The sequence below is a fragment of the Streptomyces sp. NBC_00620 genome, assembly GCF_026341825.1.
In the GTDB taxonomy this organism is placed as follows: Bacteria; Actinomycetota; Actinomycetes; order Streptomycetales; family Streptomycetaceae; genus Streptomyces.
The window spans coordinates 3,752,393-3,769,482 of sequence record NZ_JAPENY010000001.1 but is presented as its reverse complement, the minus strand read 5'-3'; the positions used below and the strand labels follow the sequence as shown (position 1 = coordinate 3,769,482).

General features: G+C 68.1%; 18 protein-coding genes. 11 read left to right on the top strand and 7 right to left on the bottom strand.

Translation table 11 applies throughout. From position 1 onward, the window contains the following. Nucleotides 1–215: 215 nt before the first annotated feature. Nucleotides 216–1,268, top strand: coding sequence for a chitinase (locus tag OG246_RS17360; RefSeq protein WP_266462723.1), 1,053 nt, complete (start codon nt 216–218; stop codon nt 1,266–1,268). Between the two features lie 107 nt (nt 1,269–1,375). Here the strand turns inward: OG246_RS17360 and OG246_RS17355 are convergent, their stop codons facing one another. Then, the gene (locus tag OG246_RS17355) at nt 1,376–2,299 is read right to left on the bottom strand and encodes a DUF4394 domain-containing protein (RefSeq protein WP_266462722.1); all 924 of its coding nucleotides are present in this window, start codon (nt 2,297–2,299) and stop codon (nt 1,376–1,378) included. Between the two features lie 245 nt (nt 2,300–2,544). Between OG246_RS17355 and OG246_RS17350 the strand changes: the two genes are divergently transcribed. Continuing rightward, complete coding sequence (locus OG246_RS17350; protein ID WP_266462718.1) at nt 2,545–3,654, top strand: endonuclease/exonuclease/phosphatase family protein; 1,110 nt, start codon at nt 2,545–2,547, stop codon at nt 3,652–3,654. Between the two features lie 67 nt (nt 3,655–3,721). Here the strand turns inward: OG246_RS17350 and OG246_RS17345 are convergent, their stop codons facing one another. Next, entirely contained in the window at nt 3,722–5,104 is a 1,383-nt protein-coding gene (locus tag OG246_RS17345) for a glycine--tRNA ligase (RefSeq protein WP_266462716.1), read from the bottom strand. Between the two features lie 132 nt (nt 5,105–5,236). Between OG246_RS17345 and OG246_RS17340 the strand changes: the two genes are divergently transcribed. The 5 genes from OG246_RS17340 to OG246_RS17320 all read left to right on the top strand — a co-directional run bounded on the left by OG246_RS17340 (nt 5,237) and on the right by OG246_RS17320 (nt 11,279). After that, entirely contained in the window at nt 5,237–6,199 is a 963-nt protein-coding gene (locus OG246_RS17340; protein ID WP_266462714.1) for a metal ABC transporter solute-binding protein, Zn/Mn family, read from the top strand. 45 nt (nt 6,200–6,244) lie between these two features. Then, entirely contained in the window at nt 6,245–7,015 is a 771-nt protein-coding gene (locus OG246_RS17335; RefSeq protein WP_266462712.1) for a metal ABC transporter ATP-binding protein, read from the top strand. A gap of 16 nt (nt 7,016–7,031) precedes the next feature. Next, the gene (locus OG246_RS17330) at nt 7,032–7,934 is read left to right on the top strand and encodes a metal ABC transporter permease (protein WP_266462707.1); all 903 of its coding nucleotides are present in this window, start codon (nt 7,032–7,034) and stop codon (nt 7,932–7,934) included. A gap of 59 nt (nt 7,935–7,993) precedes the next feature. Next, complete coding sequence (locus OG246_RS17325) at nt 7,994–8,407, top strand: Fur family transcriptional regulator (RefSeq protein ID WP_266462699.1); 414 nt, start codon at nt 7,994–7,996, stop codon at nt 8,405–8,407. Between the two features lie 514 nt (nt 8,408–8,921). Beyond that, on the top strand, nt 8,922–11,279 hold the full coding sequence (locus tag OG246_RS17320) for a M4 family metallopeptidase (protein WP_266464306.1): 2,358 nt from the start codon (nt 8,922–8,924) through the stop codon (nt 11,277–11,279). A 95-nt stretch (nt 11,280–11,374) separates the two neighbouring features. On the opposite strand, the gene OG246_RS17315 is transcribed toward OG246_RS17320, so the two are convergent. Both OG246_RS17315 and recO read right to left on the bottom strand, forming a co-directional pair. Further along, nucleotides 11,375–12,235 carry an isoprenyl transferase gene (locus OG246_RS17315; RefSeq protein ID WP_266462695.1) on the bottom strand — a complete coding sequence of 287 codons (861 nt, stop codon included), beginning with the start codon at nt 12,233–12,235 and terminating at the stop codon, nt 11,375–11,377. 33 nt (nt 12,236–12,268) lie between these two features. Next, the gene (gene recO / locus OG246_RS17310; RefSeq protein ID WP_266462691.1) at nt 12,269–13,015 is read right to left on the bottom strand and encodes a DNA repair protein RecO; all 747 of its coding nucleotides are present in this window, start codon (nt 13,013–13,015) and stop codon (nt 12,269–12,271) included. A gap of 213 nt (nt 13,016–13,228) precedes the next feature. On the opposite strand from recO, the gene OG246_RS17305 reads away from it, so the two are divergent. Then, complete coding sequence (locus tag OG246_RS17305; protein WP_266462687.1) at nt 13,229–14,239, top strand: hypothetical protein; 1,011 nt, start codon at nt 13,229–13,231, stop codon at nt 14,237–14,239. Between the two features lie 63 nt (nt 14,240–14,302). Here the strand turns inward: OG246_RS17305 and OG246_RS17300 are convergent, their stop codons facing one another. Both OG246_RS17300 and OG246_RS17295 read right to left on the bottom strand, forming a co-directional pair. Next, nucleotides 14,303–14,518, bottom strand: a complete 216-nt coding sequence (locus OG246_RS17300; RefSeq protein ID WP_266462685.1) for a hypothetical protein — start codon at nt 14,516–14,518, stop codon at nt 14,303–14,305. After that, nucleotides 14,515–14,721 (bottom strand): hypothetical protein, encoded by a 207-nt coding sequence (locus tag OG246_RS17295; RefSeq protein ID WP_266462683.1) that lies wholly within the window; start codon nt 14,719–14,721, stop codon nt 14,515–14,517. The genes OG246_RS17300 and OG246_RS17295 overlap by 4 nt, the downstream gene beginning before the upstream one ends. A 115-nt stretch (nt 14,722–14,836) precedes the next feature. Between OG246_RS17295 and OG246_RS17290 the strand changes: the two genes are divergently transcribed. Continuing rightward, nucleotides 14,837–15,670 carry a helix-turn-helix transcriptional regulator gene (locus OG246_RS17290; protein WP_266462679.1) on the top strand — a complete coding sequence of 278 codons (834 nt, stop codon included), beginning with the start codon at nt 14,837–14,839 and terminating at the stop codon, nt 15,668–15,670. Further along, nucleotides 15,652–15,849: a DUF397 domain-containing protein gene (locus OG246_RS17285; RefSeq protein ID WP_266462675.1), complete on the top strand. Its 198-nt coding sequence runs from the start codon at nt 15,652–15,654 to the stop codon at nt 15,847–15,849. The genes OG246_RS17290 and OG246_RS17285 overlap by 19 nt, the downstream gene beginning before the upstream one ends. Nucleotides 15,850–15,864: 15 nt before the next feature. On the opposite strand, the gene OG246_RS17280 is transcribed toward OG246_RS17285, so the two are convergent. Continuing rightward, nucleotides 15,865–16,317, bottom strand: coding sequence for a nuclear transport factor 2 family protein (locus tag OG246_RS17280; protein WP_266462672.1), 453 nt, complete (start codon nt 16,315–16,317; stop codon nt 15,865–15,867). A 223-nt stretch (nt 16,318–16,540) separates the two neighbouring features. Here OG246_RS17280 and OG246_RS17275 point away from each other — a divergent pair, with 223 nt between their 5' ends. Beyond that, a complete protein-coding gene (locus OG246_RS17275) occupies nt 16,541–17,086 on the top strand; it encodes a TetR/AcrR family transcriptional regulator (RefSeq protein ID WP_266462669.1) in 546 nt (181 codons plus the stop codon). Nucleotides 17,087–17,090 lie beyond the last annotated feature (4 nt).

The following is a 17,090-nucleotide window of genomic DNA, read 5'->3' as shown; positions in this document are numbered from 1 at the left end:
CCATGACATGACAGATGACAGATTTCAATATCTGTCATCTGTCATCTGTTATTTGTCACCTGTCAGTCGCCGCCCGCTCACCGCCCCATCGCCCCACCACCCCCACCACCACGAATCGGCATCGCATTTGGTCCAGACCTCTTGACTACTGGTCTGGACCAAGAGCACTGTCATGCCTACGACACCTCACCGCACCCCCCACCGGGAGGCCTCGCATGATCCGTCGGAAGCTGCGTCTGCTCGCCGTCGCGTTGGCGGCAGCCGTACTCGCTCCACTGTCGATCGCCAGCGCTCCGAGCGCATCCGCCGCCGAGACCTGCGCCGTCAAGTCCCGCCCCTCCGGCAAGGTTCTCCAGGGTTACTGGGAGAACTGGGACGGCTCGTCCAACGGTGTTCACCCGCCCTTCGGCTGGACCCCGATCACCGACTCCCGTATCGCGCAGCACGGCTACAACGTGATCAACGCGGCGTTCCCGGTGATCCGTTCCGACGGCACCGCGCTGTGGGCGGACGGGATGGACACGGGGGTGAAGGTCGCGACGCCGGCCGAGATGTGCGCTGCGAAGGCGGCGGGGCAGACCATCCTGCTGTCCATCGGCGGGGCGGCGGCCGGGATCGACCTCAGCTCCTCCACCGTGGCCGACAGGTTCGTCGCGACGATCGTCCCGATCCTCAAGCAGTACAACTTCGACGGTATCGACATCGACATCGAGACCGGCCTGGTCGGCAGCGGCAACATCAACACGCTCTCGGCCTCGCAGGCCAACCTGATCCGCATCATCGACGAGGTGCTGGCCCGGATGCCGTCGAACTTCGGGCTCACCATGGCCCCCGAGACCGCCTATGTCACCGGCGGCAGCGTCGCGTACGGCTCGATCTGGGGCTCGTACCTGCCGATCGTGAAGAAGTACGCGGACAACGGGCGCCTGTGGTGGCTGAACATGCAGTACTACAACGGCAGCATGTACGGCTGCTCCGCCGACTCGTACTCCGCGGGCACCGTCCAGGGCTTCACCGCCCAGACGGACTGCCTGAACAAGGGACTTGTCGTCCAGGGCACCACCATCAAGGTGCCGTACGACAAGCAGGTCCCCGGCCTCCCGGCCCAGTCGGGCGCCGGTGGCGGCTACATGACCCCGAGCCTCGTCTCCCAGGCATGGCAGCACTACGGCACCTCGCTCAAGGGCCTGATGACCTGGTCCATCAACTGGGACGGCTCGAAGAACTGGACGTTCGGCGACAACGTCAAGGCGCTGCAAGGCCGTTAGCGCCGCATGGCCGTTAGCGCCGCAAGGCCGTTGAGGACGGCCGCAGGACACGAGGGCCCCCGGGTCACCCGGGGGCCCCTCGCCCGTCACGTGATCCGACTCAGCCCTCAGCCCTGCCGCAGCGGGATCGCCAGGTCCACCGCCTGCCGCCCCTGCGGGAACGAACCGGTCGAAGTCGCCTTCCCCGTCAGCAGGTTGACCCGGAAGGCCTTGCCGCCGGTCACCGCGTACCCGGTGTTCGTCCCGTTCCGTGCCGAACTGTAGATGTCGAACCCGGAGTTCAGCGGCGCGTCCACGCCCAGCTTGCCGGTCGGGGCGAGGTTGCCGGCGTTGGCGGGTGACTGGACCGACACCTGGTCGAGGGTGGTGTCGAGGTCGAAGAGGGTGGTGGCCGTCGTGGTGTCGAGGTCGTTGTTGGTGTACGCGGCTGCGGTCACGCCGAGCGCGGTGGCGCCCGGGTTGGGGGGCACCGGCGGGTTGGTGAGGGTGCCGTCGGTGGCCGTGGTACCCGCGGCGGGGGCGCCGGCCGGGTCGTCGAGGTTGTGGCGGAGGTTCTGGCCGGTGTCGCTGATGACGCGGAGCCGGTTGGCGGCGGGGTTGAAGTCGACGCCGAAGGACTTGCCCTGGAGTGCGACGGTGAGCTGCGAGACCTTGGTGGCGCGGGCGCCGGCTTCACGGATGGTGTAGATGCCGCCGCGGTCGCCGACGCCGTACAGCTTGTTGTTCTGCACGCGGTAGTCGATGCCGACGAGTGCCATGTCGCCCTTGAGCCCGCTGACCTTGCCGAGCGGGGCCGTGTCCGTGGGCCGGTCGACCCGGAAGGCGATCAGCCGCTGGTCAGCGGTGAGCCCGACGGCCCGCAGCCCGCTCGGGCCGAGGGCCTTGGGCAGGGTGCCGGTGCCTCCCTTGGCCTCGACGGCCCCGGAGCCGGAGGTCTCGGACCCTCCGCCCAGTGCCCCGGTTCCGACGGCGCCCACCGTCCCGATCGCCACCGCCATCGTCAGTACGCCAATGACTGCTTGCTTACGCATGTACGCCCCCGTGGAAGGTGCACGGCCCACCCCCTGCGGGCCGTATGACATCTCCTTCGGAGCGCGGGTCGTCCCGGATTGGTGCTTCCTGCGGGGAAATCTCCTTGCGCCACCGAAAGTTCCCCTGCCGTTCCGTTGGACACCGATGCCCCGCTCTCGGACAATTCGAGCTGTCGGCGAACAGTCACCTCTTGCGGCGCCTGGCGCCGGCACGCGGATACGCCTGCGTCGCTCGAGGAGGCGCCATGACCATCCGTATCGCCACCTTCAACGCGGAGAACCTGTTCCGCCGCCCCAAGGTCTTCGGCATCGAGGACGAGGGCGAACGCAACGAAGTCCTGGACGACTTCAACGAGTTGGCCGCCCTCATCGCGAAGGACCTCTACTCGGACGCGGACAAGGAGCGGATCGCCGGGCTGGTGAAGAAGCACCGGGCCTACGAGGCCGATCCGGACCGGGCCGGGGCGATCTACGTCAACCAGACCAAGGGAGCGGGCGCCAAGCTCTTCACGCTGGGCGGGACCGACGCCGATCCGGTCATCAACATCAAGGCCAAGGGCCGTTCGAAATGGGCGGGTTGGGCCGAGCTGGTGCGTTCCGACGTGAGCTGGACGGCCGTGCGCAACACCGGTCGGGTGATCGCCGAGGTCAACGCCGACATACTGCTCACCGTCGAGGTCGAGGACCGTCTCACCCTGGCCCGCTTCAACAGGCAGGTCCTGGGTGACGCGCTGGGGAAGGAGCCGTACCCGTACAACATGCTGATCGACGGCAATGACAGCCGGGGTATCGACGTCGGCATCCTCAGCCGCCACCCCATCACGTCCCTGCGGTCGCACATCTTCGACCCGAAGCCGTCCGACCCGCCCGTCTTCAGCCGGGACTGCCCCGAGTTCGAGATAGAGCTCGACGGGACGCCGTTGTGGATCCTGGGCAACCACTTCAAGAGCCAGATACGGGGAGAGGGCGCGGGCCGGCGGCTGGCGCAGGCCAGGAGGGTCAAGGAGATCTACGAGGAGGCGCTCCTGCGGTCGGCGCACGTCGTGGTCGCCGGGGACCTCAACGACCGGCCGACGAGCCTGCCGATCAAGGAACTCCTCGATGCCGGCCTCCGGGACGCGATGACCCACCCCAGCTACACGGGCGCCCCGGGCACTCACGGGACGGGCACCAGTGCCGCCCAGAAGCTCGACTACCTCATGTTCTCGCCCCAGTTGTGGGAGCTCGTACGGGGGACGGGTGTGGAGCGGCGCGGAATCTGGGCGCCGAACACCTTCGAGCACTTCGACACCGTGACCGCGAGGCCCGAGCAGGCCTCCGACCACGCGGCGCTGTTCGCGGACCTGGACCTCTGAACCCTGCGAACGCACCGGTGCCGGGCCCCTGCGAAAGGGACCCGGCACCAGTGACGTACAAGCGGACTCAGCAGCCGATCAGCCGGCTGGCGAGGTAGCCCTCGATCTGGTCGAGCGACACCCGCTCCTGCTTCATGGTGTCGCGCTCGCGCACGGTCACCGCGTTGTCGTCGAGCGTGTCGAAGTCGACGGTGACGCAGAACGGGGTGCCGATCTCGTCCTGGCGGCGGTAGCGGCGGCCGATGGCGCCGGCGTCGTCGAAGTCGATGTTCCAGTTCTGCCGGAGCGCGGTGGCGAGGCCCTTGGCCTTCGGGGAGAGCTCCGGGTTGCGGGACAGCGGGAGGACGGCGACCTTGACGGGGGCCAGGCGCGGGTCGAGGCGCAGGACGGTGCGCTTCTCCATCTTGCCCTTGGCGTTGGGGGCCTCGTCCTCGACGTAGGCGTCCAGGAGGAACGCCAGCATCGCGCGGCCGACACCGGCGGCGGGCTCGATGACGTACGGCGTCCAGCGCTCGCCGGCTTCCTGGTCGAAGTAGGAGAGGTCCTGGCCGGAGGCCTTGGAGTGGGCGTTCAGGTCGTAGTCCGTGCGGTTGGCGACGCCTTCCAGCTCACCCCACTCGTTGCCGCCGAACTGGAAGCGGTACTCGATGTCGGCGGTGCGCTTGGAGTAGTGCGAGAGCTTCTCGGCCGGGTGGTCGTACCAGCGCATGTTCTCCTCGCGGAGACCGAGGCCGGTGTACCAGTTCCAGCGCTCCTGCATCCAGTACTCCTGCCACTTCTCGTCCTCGCCCGGCTTGACGAAGAACTCCATCTCCATCTGCTCGAACTCGCGGGTGCGGAAGATGAAGTTGCCGGGCGTGATCTCGTTGCGGAAGGACTTGCCCATCTGGCCGATGCCGAACGGCGGCTTGCGGCGCGAAGTCTGCTGCACGGAGGCGAAGTTGGTGAAGATGCCCTGCGCGGTCTCGGGGCGCAGGTAGGCGACGGAGCCGCTGTCCTGCGTGGGGCCGAGGTGCGTGGAGAGCAGGCCCGAGAACTGCTTGGGCTCGGTGAACTGGCCCTTGTTGCCGCAGTTGGGGCAGTTGATGTCGGCGAGGCCGTTCTCCGGGAGGCGGTGGTGCTTCGCCTCGTAGGCCTCCTCCAGGTGGTCGGCGCGGTAGCGCTTGTGGCAGGAGGTGCACTCGGTGAGCGGGTCGGAGAAAGTGGCGACGTGACCCGACGCGACCCAGACCTCTGTGGCCAGGATCACCGACGAGTCGATACCGACGACGTCCTCACGGGAGGTGACCATGTAACGCCACCACTGGCGCTTGATGTTCTCCTTGAGCTCGACGCCGAGCGGGCCGTAGTCCCAGGCGGCCTTCTGCCCGCCGTAGATCTCACTACAGGGGAAAACGAAGCCACGGCGCTTGCTCAGGCTGACGATGGTGTCGATCTTGTCGGCGGCCACGGTGCTCTCTTCATTACGAACGGACGGCAGCGAATGCTTCAGGTTACCGGCGCTGCCCACCCCGGTATCAAATCGGTTGGGTGACCAAACCCTTGTTGACAATCGTTTCCAAATTTGTTGAAAATGACTGTCATGAACGTACGACGACGCCTTATATCGGGGACCGCTGTGACCGCGGCCACTTTCCTCGGTCTCGCGACCCTCTCCGCCTGCTCGGACTCGTCCGCCGCCGACAGCAACAGCAGCGGGAAGCTCGACGTCGTGGCGTCGTTCTATCCCCTGCAGTACCTCGCCGAGGAGATAGGCGGGGACCACGTGAGCGTCACCAACCTGACCGAGCCCGGTCAGGAGCCGCACGACCTGGAGATCAGCGCCAAGCAGACCGCGCAGCTCCAGGAGGCGGACGCCGTCCTCTATCTCAAGAACCTCCAGCCGGCCGTCGACGACGCCGTGGCGCAGTCCGAGGTCAAGACGAAGATCGACGCCGCGACGCTGACCACCCTGGAGAAGCACGGCAACGAGGTCGGCGGGCACGCGGCCGAGCACGACGACACCGAGGGTGAGGAGACGGGGGCCACCGACCCGCACATCTGGCTGGACCCGGTGAAGTACGCCGAGGTCGCCGAGGGTGTCGGCAAGGCCTTCGAGAAGGAGGACCCGGACAACGCCGGGGAATACAAGAGCAACACCGCAGCGCTGGTGAAGAAGCTCGACGCCCTCAACACCCAGTACGCGGACGGGCTCAAGAACACCACCAGCAAGGTCTTCATCACCACGCACGCCGCCTTCGGCTACCTCGCCGAGCGCTACGGTCTCACCGAGGAGGCCATCAACGGCCTGGACCCGGAGTCCGAGCCCAGCGCGAACCGCGTGAAGGACCTTGAGACCATGGCCAAGGCGGACGGCGTCACGACGGTGTTCTACGAGACCCTCGTCAGCGACGACACCGCCAAGACCATCGCCAAGGACGCGGGCCTCAAGACGGACGTCCTCGACCCGATCGAGGGCATCACCGACAAGTCCAAGGGCGACGACTACCTGCAGGTCATGGAGTCGAACCTGAAGGCGCTGGAAACGGCCCTGGGCGCGAAGTGACAGAACGCAGCACGAAGTGACGCAACGAACACGGAGGACGGCGGCATGAAGAGCGGGCCCGTCATATCCCTGCGCGGAGTGACCGCGGAACTCGGTTCACGCCCCGTCCTGCGCGGTATCGACCTCGCCGTGAACCACGGCGAGGTCGTCGCGCTGCTCGGCGCCAACGGATCCGGCAAGTCCACAGCCGTGCGCAGCATCATCGGCCAAGTCCCGGTCAGCGGCGGGGAGATCGAGATCTTCGGCACCCCGCGCCGCCGCTTCCGCGACTGGGCGCGCATCGGCTACGTACCGCAGCGCACCACGGCCGCGGGCGGTGTGCCCGCGACGGTGACCGAGATCGTTGCCTCCGGACGGCTGTCCCGCGCCCGCTTCGGTGTGCTGCGCAAGGCGGACCACGAGGCCGTACGGAAGGCCATCGGCCTCGTCGGCATGGCGGACCGCGCCAAGGACTCCGTGAACGCGCTGTCCGGCGGCCAGCACCAGCGGGTCCTGATAGCCCGCGCCCTCGCCTCCGAACCCGAACTGCTGATCATGGACGAGCCGATGGCGGGCGTCGACCTGGCGAGCCAGGAGGTGCTGGCGTCGACCCTGCGCGAGCAGGTCGCCCAGGGCACCTCCGTCCTCCTCGTCCTGCACGAGCTGGGCCCCCTGGAGCCGCTGATCGACCGCGCGGTCGTACTGCGCGACGGCTGCGTCCTGCACGACGGCCCGCCACCGCAGGCGCTCGGCCAGCACGCGCTGCCCGGCCACGACCACGTACACCCGCACGCGGCTCACGACGCCGAACCGATCCGGACGGGACTGCTGAGCTGATGGGACCGCAGAGCTGATGGACATCCTCGATTACGCCTTCATGCAGCGGGCGCTGCTCGCCGCCGTCCTCGTCGGCATCACCGCGCCCGCCGTCGGCATCTACCTCGTGCAGCGCCGCCAGGCCCTGATGGGCGACGGAATCGGCCACGTCGCGATGACCGGCGTCGGCCTCGGCTTCCTGCTCTCCTGGTCCCCGGTGTGGATGGCGACGGCCGTCTCCGTGGTCGGCGCGGTCCTCATGGAGCTGATCCGCTGGTACGGCAAGACACGCGGCGACATCGCCCTGGCCATGCTCTTCTACGGCGGTATGGCGGGCGGCGTGATGTTCATCAACCTCGCGCCGACCGGCTCGAACGCCAACCTCACCTCGTACCTCTTCGGCTCGCTGTCCACCGTCTCGGAGTCCGACGTGACGGCGATCTGCGTCCTTGCGGCCTTCGTCGTACTCGTCACCCTGGGCCTGCGCCGCCAGCTCTTCGCGGTCAGCCAGGACGAGGAGTTCGCTCGTGTGACGGGCCTGCCGGTGCGCGCCCTGAACCTGCTCACGGCCGTCACGGCGGCGGTGACGGTGACGGTCGCGATGCGAGTCGTCGGGCTGCTCCTCGTGTCCGCCCTGATGGTGGTTCCGGTGGCCGCGGCGCAGCAGCTCAGCCGGAGCTTCGCCGCCACCTTCGCGATCGCGGTGGCGATCGGCGTGAGCGTGACCATCGGCGGCACCGTGACGTCGTACTACCAGGACGTGCCGCCCGGCGCGACGATCGTGCTGCTGACCATCGGCGCGTTCATCGTGCTGACCGCCCTTGCGACCCCGATCGCACGGCGCAGGGCCCGGGCGCTGGCGGCCGCGCAGGCGGCAGGGGACCCGGCGGAGTGCGCGATTCCGGCCATCCGCGGAACGAACAGGAAGGTCGGCGTCTGAACGGGCACAGTCCGGACTGGCACAATGGCCGGGCAAGGACAGACGTGGAGGAGGCAACGGTGACAACCGCTGGATCGCCCGTACGGGGCCGTTCCACCCGGCAACGTACCGCCGTGGCGGCGGCGCTGGACGAGGTGGACGAGTTCCGCAGCGCGCAGGAACTCCACGACATGCTCAAGCACAAGGGCGACTCCGTCGGTCTGACCACCGTGTACCGCACGCTGCAGTCCCTCGCCGACGCCGGCGAGGTCGACGTCCTGCGTACGTCCGACGGCGAGTCCGTGTACCGCCGCTGCTCGACCGGCGACCACCACCATCACCTCGTCTGCCGTGTCTGCGGCAAGGCGGTCGAGGTCGAGGGCCCGGCCGTGGAGACGTGGGCGGAGGCGATCGCGGCGGAGCACGGGTATGTGAACGTGGCCCACACGGTGGAGATCTTCGGGACCTGCGCGGAGTGCGCAGCCGCCGCCTAGCCGTCGTCACGAGCTGTGGGCATGCGTGCCGCCGCAACCATCCCCGCTGTGGGCATGCGTGCCGCTAGGGGCGGCGCCCGTCCCACAGGAGCGGCACCCTGCAAGCGCAGGCAAGCGCACCCGCCCCAAGCTCAGCCCCGGCGGGGCTGAGCTAATCCCCGGCGGGGTCGGCGGGGCCTGTCCGGCCGCCGTTCCGTCAACGAAGAGTCATCGAACGGCCTGGTCACCCGTGAGGCAGAGGGATAACCCTCGACCTCCCGGGTTCAGATGACATGCCCTCATCAAGGGTGTCACTGTTCCTCCAGCCATCCCCCACGTCTTGCGCACCCTGCCCCCTCACGAGGGATGCGCGCTGCTCAGCTCGCCCCGGGCTGCACACCCCCGTCTGCCCGGATCTGTCTCCGGCCGCCGAACCGCGGCCGTCGCAGTAGGAGTACGAGTGAGACGCAACAGCCCCCACAGATCCCTCCTCACCCCCGGTCGACTCTCCCCCAGGACGACCGCAGCCGGCGCGCTGGTCGCCGCCGCCGCACTCCTGGCAGTCGGTGTCCAGACGGTTCCGGCCGCCGCGAAGCCCGCTCCCCCGAGCCCAAGCCCCCTGCGCACCAGCGCACTTGAGGCGGAGCTCACCCCCACCCAGCACACCGCGCTGATCAAGAGCGCGGCCGAGAAGACCACGCAGACCGCCACCACCCTGGGCCTCGGCGCCAAGGAGAAACTGGTCGTCAAGGACGTCGCCAAGGACAACGACGGCACGCTGCACACACGGTACGAGCGCACCTGGGCCGGTCTGCCGGTCCTCGGCGGCGACGTCGTGGTGCACACCCCGCCCGCCTCGCAGGCCTCGGGCACGGTCAGCAGCACCTTCAACACCAAGCAGACCATCAAGGTCGCCTCCACCACCCCGACCTTCACCAAGTCGGCCGCCGAGACCAAGGCGCTCGGCGCCGCCAAGGCCCTGGACGCCGAGAAGGCCACCACCGACAGCGCCCGCAAGGTGATCTGGGCCGGCAACGGCACCCCGAAGCTCGCCTGGGAGACGGTGATCGGCGGCCTCCAGGACGACGGCACGCCCAGCAGGCTGCACGTCGTCACCGACGCCGCCACCGGCGCGGAGCTCTACCAGTACCAGGACATCAAGACCGGTACCGGCAACAGCCAGTACAGCGGAACGGTCACCATCGGCACCACGCTGTCCGGTTCGACGTACCAGCTGAACGACACCACGCGCGGCACCCACAAGACGTACAGCCTCAGCAACGGCACCTCCGGCACCGGCACCCTGATGACCGACGCCGACGACACCTGGGGCACGGGGTCCGGCTCCAACACCCAGACCGCCGGTGTCGACGCCCACTTCGGCGCCCAGACGACCTGGGACTTCTACAAGAACACCTTCGGCCGCAGCGGCATCAAGAACGACGGGGTCGCCGCCTACTCACGCGTCCACTACAGCACCGCGTACGTCAACGCGTTCTGGGACGACGACTGCTTCTGCATGACGTACGGCGACGGCACGAGCAGCACCCACGCGCTCACCTCGCTGGACGTGGCGGGGCACGAGATGAGCCACGGTGTCACCTCCAACACCGCGGGCCTCAACTACACAGGCGAGTCGGGCGGGTTGAACGAGGCGACCTCCGACATCTTCGGCACCGGCGTGGAGTTCTACGCGGCGAACTCCACCGACGTCGGCGACTACCTCATCGGCGAGAAGATCGACATCAACGGCGACGGCACGCCGCTGCGTTACATGGACGAGCCCGACAAGGACGGCGGCTCCGCGGACAGTTGGTACTCCGGCGTCGGCAACCTGGACGTCCACTACTCCTCGGGCCCGGCGAACCACATGTTCTACCTGCTCTCCGAGGGCAGCGGCTCCAAGACCATCAACGGCGTGACCTACAACAGCCCGACCTCCGACGGTGTCGCCGTCGCGGGCATCGGCCGGGCCGCCGCCCTGCAGATCTGGTACAAGGCGCTGACGACGTACATGACGTCCAGCACCACGTACGCCCAGGCCCGCACCGCCGCGCTGAGCGCCGCCGGGGCGCTCTACGGCACCAGCTCCACCCAGTACGCCGGGGTCGGCAACGCCTTCGCCGGTATCAACGTCGGCAGCCACATCACCGTGCCGACCACGGGGGTCACGGTCACCAACCCGGGCAGCCAGTCCTCGACGGTCGGCACCGCGGTGAGCCTGGCGATCACGGCGAGCAGCACCAACAGCGGCACGCTGACGTACGCCGCGAGCGGCCTGCCCACCGGCCTGTCGATCAGCAGCTCCACCGGCGCAATCTCCGGCACCCCGACCACGGCGGGCACCTACAGCACGACCGTCACGGTGACCGACAGCACGGGCGCCACGGGTACGGCGTCCTTCACCTGGACGGTCAGCGCGAGCGGCGGCGGCTCCTGCACCTCGGCGCAACTGCTCGGCAACCCCGGCTTCGAGTCGGGCGCCACCACCTGGACCGCCACCAGCGGGGTCATCACCACCTCCAGCAGCCAGGCCGCCCGCACCGGCTCCTACAAGGCCTGGCTGGACGGCTACGGATCGACGCACACCGACACGCTGTCCCAGTCGGTGACGATCCCGAGCGGCTGCACGGGCACCACCTTCACGTTCTACCTGCACATCGACACGGCCGAGACCACCACCAGCACCCAGTACGACAAGCTGACGGTCACCGCCGGGTCGACGACTCTGGCCACCTACTCCAACCTGAACGCGGCCAGCGGGTACGTGGCGAAGTCCCTCAGCCTGTCGGCCTACGCGGGCACCACCGTCGCGCTGAAGTTCACCGGTGTCGAGGACTCCTCGCTCCAGACGAGCTTCGTCATCGACGACACGGCGGTCACGACCAGCTGATCGCGTAGCCCGTACGGCCCGTAGGTCCCGTACGACAGACAGCGGCACCCGGCGTGGGGAGCGCCGGGTGCCGCCCTGTTCGTACGGCGGCGGCCTCAGGCCTCCGTGTCGCCCTCTGTGTTGCCCTGCATGTCCCGCTCCATCGCGAGCAGTTGGTCGTTCGGGACGGCGCCGCCGAAGCGGCGGTCGCGGGAGGCGAACTCGACGCAGGCCCGCCACAGGTCACGCCGGTCGAAGTCGGGCCACAGCACGTTCTGGAAGACCATCTCGGCGTAAGCGCTCTGCCAGAGCAGGTAGTTGGAGGTGCGCTGCTCGCCGCTCGGCCGCAGGAACAGGTCCACGTCCGGCATGTCCGGGTAGTAGAGGTACTTCGCGAAGGTCTTCTCGCTGACCTTCGACGGTTCGAGCCGACCGGCCTTGATGTCCTCCGCCATGGCCTGCGCGGCGTCGGCGATCTCGGCACGACCGCCGTAGTTCATGCAGAAGTACAGCGTCAGCCGGTCATTGTCCTTGGTCTGCTCCTGAGCGATCTGGAGCTCCTTGGCCACCGACTTCCACAGCTTGGGCATCCGGCCCACCCAGCGGACCCGGATGCCGAGCTCGTCGAGCTGGTCGCGGGTCTTGCGGATGAAGTCGCGGTTGAAGTTCATCAGGAAGCGCACCTCGTCGGGCGAGCGCTTCCAGTTCTCGGTGGAGAAGGCGTACAGCGAGATGGCGCCGACCCCCATCTCGACCGCGCCCTGCAGTACGTCGAGGACACGCTCGGCACCGACCTTGTGCCCCTCGGTACGCGGCAGCCCGCGCTCCTTGGCCCAGCGTCCGTTGCCGTCCATGACGATCGCCACATGGTTCGGCACCAGCTCACCGGGGAGCTTGGGCGCGCGGGCACCGGACGGGTGCGGTTCCGGCGTCCTGTACTCGCGGCGCTGGCGTCCCAGGATCCCGCGTACGGCCATGTGTTTCTCGTCTCCTTGGTTCCTTGGTTCTTGTTACTTCTCTACGTAACGCAGTGAGCGAAGGCCGCGTTCCAGATGCCAGTGCAGGTAGGCGGACACCAGTCCGCTGCCCTCCCGGACGTGCCGCGGCTCGGCGGTGTCCGCGGTCTCCCAGTCTCCCGTCAGCAGCGCGCCGAGCAGTTCGAGAGCCTGCGGCGAGGGTACGACGCTGCCGGGCACCCGGCAGTCGACGCAGACGGAACCTCCCGCAGCGACCGAGAAGAACCGATTCGGTCCCGCCATCCCGCACTTCGCACAGGCACTGAAACTGGGCGCGTAGCCGTTCACGGCGAGGGAGCGCAGCAGGAAGGCGTCGAGGACGAGATGCGGCTCATGCTCACCGCGGGCGAGGGTGCGCAGCCCGCCGACCAGCAGCAGATACTGCTGCACGGCCGGCTCCCCCTCATGATCGGTGAACCGCTCGGCGGTCTCCAGCATGGCCGTCCCGGAGGTGTACCTCGCGTAGTCGGTCACGATCCCGCCACCGTACGGAGCGATCGTCTCGCTCTGCGTGCACAGCGGCAGCCCCCGCCCGACCAGCTCGCTCCCCCGCGCGAAGAACTGCACGTCCACATGCGAGAACGGCTCCAGCCGCGCCCCGAACTTCGACTTGGTCCGCCGCACTCCCCTGGCTACGGCGCGTACGCGTCCGTGACCCCGGGTGAGCAGGGTGATGATGCGGTCCGCTTCACCCAGCTTCTGGGTGCGCAGCACGATGCCGTCGTCGCGGAACAGGCTCATGAGGCCATTCTCGCGTACGCCGGGAGTGGTACGGCGCCCTACCGGTAACCCCACGATTTCCTTGGCGAACACAATCCCCTCTCATGACGCAACACCCGTTCCACTGGCCCCAGTTGTCATGGAGACTGCAGAAATCCGGTCAGTGATGAACGGATCACGGACAGAGGGGGGCTCGCAGTGGAACAGCAGCGACATGGACCGAGCAGACGACAGGTGTTACGCAGGGGGGCGGGGATCGCCGCGGTGGCGGCGGCCGGGCCGGCGGTGACGCTCGGAGCCGCGGGGGTGGCGCACGCGGACGTCGGTGCGACCCCGCACTTCTACCTCCCGGGTGACGGAGACATCCTCGTGCGGCGGGCCACGCTGCACCAGCCGAACTGGGCGATGCAGTCCTTCGCCTTCGACAACGTGAACGGCCACATCTACTTCGTGCAGGACAAGTCGGGCCAGGCTGCCGGGAACAAGGGCGACCTGTGGATCACGAAGACCGACCTCTCGGGGAACATCCTGGGCGCGATGGCGCTGTGGAACTTCGGCCACGGCTCGTCGATGGGCGTGGAACCGGTCGGATCGGGGTCGACGCCGTATCTGTGGCTCGAAGGCGCTTCGTCCGCGGAAGGAGCCGGCCAGCGGCTCGCCCGCTTCCGCTTCGTCGACGGACTGACCCTCGACTACACGAACCCGGTCATCACCATCTACGACCGTACGCCGACGATCAACAGCTACGCCAAGCTGCCCCGGCCCGCGATCGACCCGTACAAGAACCGGCTGCTCATCCGTTACGCGACCCAGGAGCCGGCCGACCGGGTGTGGCGGATCGCGGTGTTCAGCATGGCCGACGCGGCAGCCGGCCGTCTCGGCCAGGACAACCGCCTGGCCGAACGCGCGATCCCCAACAACAAGGAGCTCGGCCTCTCCGACCTCGACCTGTTCCAGGGCATCGCGCTCTGCGGCCAGTACGTCTACCTCTCGTACGGCGATGCGGGCAGGGGCTCGTACCTGGTGATCCTCGACCTGAACCAGACCGGGGGTTCGTACGCGGAGGTGTACCAGCACCACGTGGCGGACTCTTTCCCCGGCCGTGACATGCAGGGCGCCGCGATCTGGATGTCCGCGGGTCTGCCGCGACTGGCCTGCGGCATCTCGGCGAAGGAGGGCACTCCGGACACCTTCGACGCCACCATCTTCTACAAGAGCCAGTTCATCAGCACCTGGCCGGCCTGACCCGCCCGCCTCGGAGCGGCCGTCGGTCCGCTCCGAGGCGCGCCACGGGCGGCCGGACAGGTCCTAGGGCAGCTCACCGCGGCTGCGTGCGTTCGCATACGCCGTCGCCGCGCTGAGCCGTTCCGCCGGGGTCGCCCGGCGGACCGCCTCCGGCTCGACGTCCCACTCCTTGCCCCCGCCGATCGATCTCATCTGTACGTACGGTCCCTCGTGCCCCATGACCATCCCCACCTTTCCCGTCCGCGTGTCCACCGCGTACGACCCGATCACCGGCTTCACCGCAGGGCCGCCGCGAGCCGAGCCGCCAACTCGACGGAACAGCCGCCCAATTCAACTCGCGGACAGGGCGCCTCTCGCGCCAAACTCGCCGGGTCGACCCCTAGTGACGGCAACGTAATTCCGGCGTTCGCAAGCGCCGCCCGCAATTCCTTCACCGTTTCCTCCACCTCTTCGACGCACCGCGCCGAGTGCTGTGCCTTCACCGTGCTCCCCTGCCTTTTCGACTTTCACTCTTCTCATCTCCAGCATGACTCCCTGCGCCTACACTCGGCAGGAGTCTGTGCTCTACAAATGCAGGGCAGCGCAAGGGGGTTGGCCATGGCCAACGGTTCGCGGCAGGCGGCTTGGGAGTTCTTCGGGACGGAGTTGAAACGGCGACGGGAGGACGCGGCGTTAACCCAGGCGGAGTTGGGCCATCGCGTTTTTGTGTCGGGCGGCTATATTGGGCAATTCGAACAGGCCATTCGTAAGCCGCAGTTGGATGTGGCACAGAGGATCGACGAGATCCTACAAACCGGAGGCTTTTTCGAGCGGCTATGGCGAAAACTCATCAAGGAGGAGCGATACGCGGAGTACTTCGCGCATGCGGCGGAACTTGAGCGGCTCGCTACGGAGATCTGCGAATACGCACCGGCGGTCGTCCCGGGGCTGCTCCAGACCCCCGAGTACGCAGGCGCGATCTACCTGGCCCACAGCCCGCTCGCCGCCGACAAGTACATCGAGGAGATGATCAGGCTGCGCATGGACCGCACCCAGCTCCTCAAGGACGCTACACGGCCCGTGTATTGGGCGGTTCTGCACGAGACGGCACTGCGCGTCCCGGTCGGCAGCCCCACCGCGATGGCCCGGCAGCTGGACCACATCGCGGCAATGGCGCGTGAGCGCAAGACGTTGGTGCAGGTACTCCCGTTCTCGGCCGGGGCGCACCCGGCGATGGGCAAGATGATGACGCTCATGGAGTTCGAGGACGCCCCGCCAACTGTCTATACAGAGGCGGTGTATTCGGGGAATCTGCTGGACGATCCGGCAGTGGTGAAGCGGACCCAGGCGGATTACGATCTGCTCAGGGCCGCCGCGTTGTCGCCGGAGGCGTCCCTGTCCCTGGTCGAGTCGGCGGCGGAGGACTTCAGACGATGCGCGAGTACGACCTGAGCAACGCCCGCTGGCGCAAGAGCAGCTACAGCGGTGGCGGCGGCGGCGAGTCGTGCGTCGAGGTAGCCGACGGATTCCCCGGCGTCGTCCCCGTCCGCGACAGCAAGACCCCGGACGGCCCCGTCCTGATGATCGGCTCCGCCGCCTGGACGGAGTTCACCCGCGCGGTGGCCGGGTGACCCTACCCCCGGTTCTCAAGTAACCGTCGGGGCCGCCCGCACGGCTGCGACGAGTTCGTCGAGAGACCCTCGGACTCGGGCGGCGGTGACATGGTCGAAATAGTCGCGGGAGCTGATGATCTCGCCGTCGCGTACTCGCAGGACGAAGATGCCGGGCAGCGCGAAGGGTTCTCCGGTCTCTGCGACGGTTCCCTGGTACTCGAACTCGGCGACGATGACCTCGGGGTCGGTCGTCTCGTGGATGGTGATGTTGGTTGCCCGGCGGTGCAGTTGGGGGCCGTCATCGGTCGGCCTGAAGTGTTCGCGGAGTTCGTCGCGGGTACGGAGTGCGGCGGCGCGAAGCGGGTCGAACGGGTGCACGACATGGGTCTGCTCCGCATAGAGATCGGGCAGTTCGCTCCAGCGGCCCTCCGCGACACCGTTCACGAGCGCGAGGAAAACCTCCCGCGCACTGAGGACTTGGGTCATGACACTCTCCCGTCATCGGCACCGGCGCCGGCCTGCAATGGCATCGCACTACTATCCGAAGTGCGGACTCCGATTATACGGAGTCGCGACTTCGGATAGCGGCGATATGAGCGAAAGCGCGATGAGTACCCCAGACAGCACCCCCGGCAGCACCCCTGCCAACCGCGACCCCGGCGGCAGGCGGCCGCAACGCGCTGACGCGCGAACCAACCGCGAGCGGATCTTGAACGTTGCCGATGAGGTCTTCGGCAAGGGCGGCGAATCCGCGTCCACCGAGGAGGTGGCCCGCCTGGCGGGCGTCGGCATCGCCACGGTCTTCCGCCACTTCCCCACCAAAGCGGCGCTGTTGGAAGCCGTTCTCGTGCAGCGGTTCGATCGCCTGCGCGAGCAGGCCGAAGCGCTGTTTGACGCCACGGACCCGGGTACGGCGTTCTTCGACTTCTTCAGCCACCTGGTCGCCGACGCGGCCGGCAAGATCGCCATAGCCGAGGCACTGCTCGACGCCGGTGGTGACCACAGCGGCGACGCCGCCCAGGCATCGGACGGACTGCGCCGAGCCGTCGGTGCGCTGCTTCAGCATGCCCAACGCGCCGGCGCCGTCCGGGACGACGTCGAACTGCCCGAGGTGTACGCCTTGCTCGTTGCCACATCACGAGCCTCCGCACTCGCCCGCCTCGAGGAGGAGGTGCGACACCGGATGCTCGCCATCGTCTTCGACGGCCTCGCCACGAGCCCGACGCGCTCCAAGGCCGCGGCCCCTCGGACATGAGCCC

What these genes read in the sequence shown, in the direction of transcription:
- OG246_RS17360 (WP_266462723.1), top strand. Translation starts at nt 216, where the DNA reads ATGATCCGTCGGAAGCTGCGTCTGCTCGCCGTCGCGTTGGCGGCAGCC.
- OG246_RS17355 (WP_266462722.1), bottom strand. Translation starts at nt 2,299, where the DNA reads ATGCGTAAGCAAGCAGTCATTGGCGTACTGACGATGGCGGTGGCGATC.
- OG246_RS17350 (WP_266462718.1), top strand. Translation starts at nt 2,545, where the DNA reads ATGACCATCCGTATCGCCACCTTCAACGCGGAGAACCTGTTCCGCCGC.
- OG246_RS17340 (WP_266462714.1), top strand. Translation starts at nt 5,237, where the DNA reads ATGAACGTACGACGACGCCTTATATCGGGGACCGCTGTGACCGCGGCC.
- OG246_RS17335 (WP_266462712.1), top strand. Translation starts at nt 6,245, where the DNA reads ATGAAGAGCGGGCCCGTCATATCCCTGCGCGGAGTGACCGCGGAACTC.
- OG246_RS17330 (WP_266462707.1), top strand. Translation starts at nt 7,032, where the DNA reads ATGGACATCCTCGATTACGCCTTCATGCAGCGGGCGCTGCTCGCCGCC.
- OG246_RS17315 (WP_266462695.1), bottom strand. Translation starts at nt 12,235, where the DNA reads ATGGCCGTACGCGGGATCCTGGGACGCCAGCGCCGCGAGTACAGGACG.
- recO (WP_266462691.1), bottom strand. Translation starts at nt 13,015, where the DNA reads ATGAGCCTGTTCCGCGACGACGGCATCGTGCTGCGCACCCAGAAGCTG.
- OG246_RS17290 (WP_266462679.1), top strand. Translation starts at nt 14,837, where the DNA reads ATGGCCAACGGTTCGCGGCAGGCGGCTTGGGAGTTCTTCGGGACGGAG.
- OG246_RS17285 (WP_266462675.1), top strand. Translation starts at nt 15,652, where the DNA reads ATGCGCGAGTACGACCTGAGCAACGCCCGCTGGCGCAAGAGCAGCTAC.
- OG246_RS17280 (WP_266462672.1), bottom strand. Translation starts at nt 16,317, where the DNA reads ATGACCCAAGTCCTCAGTGCGCGGGAGGTTTTCCTCGCGCTCGTGAAC.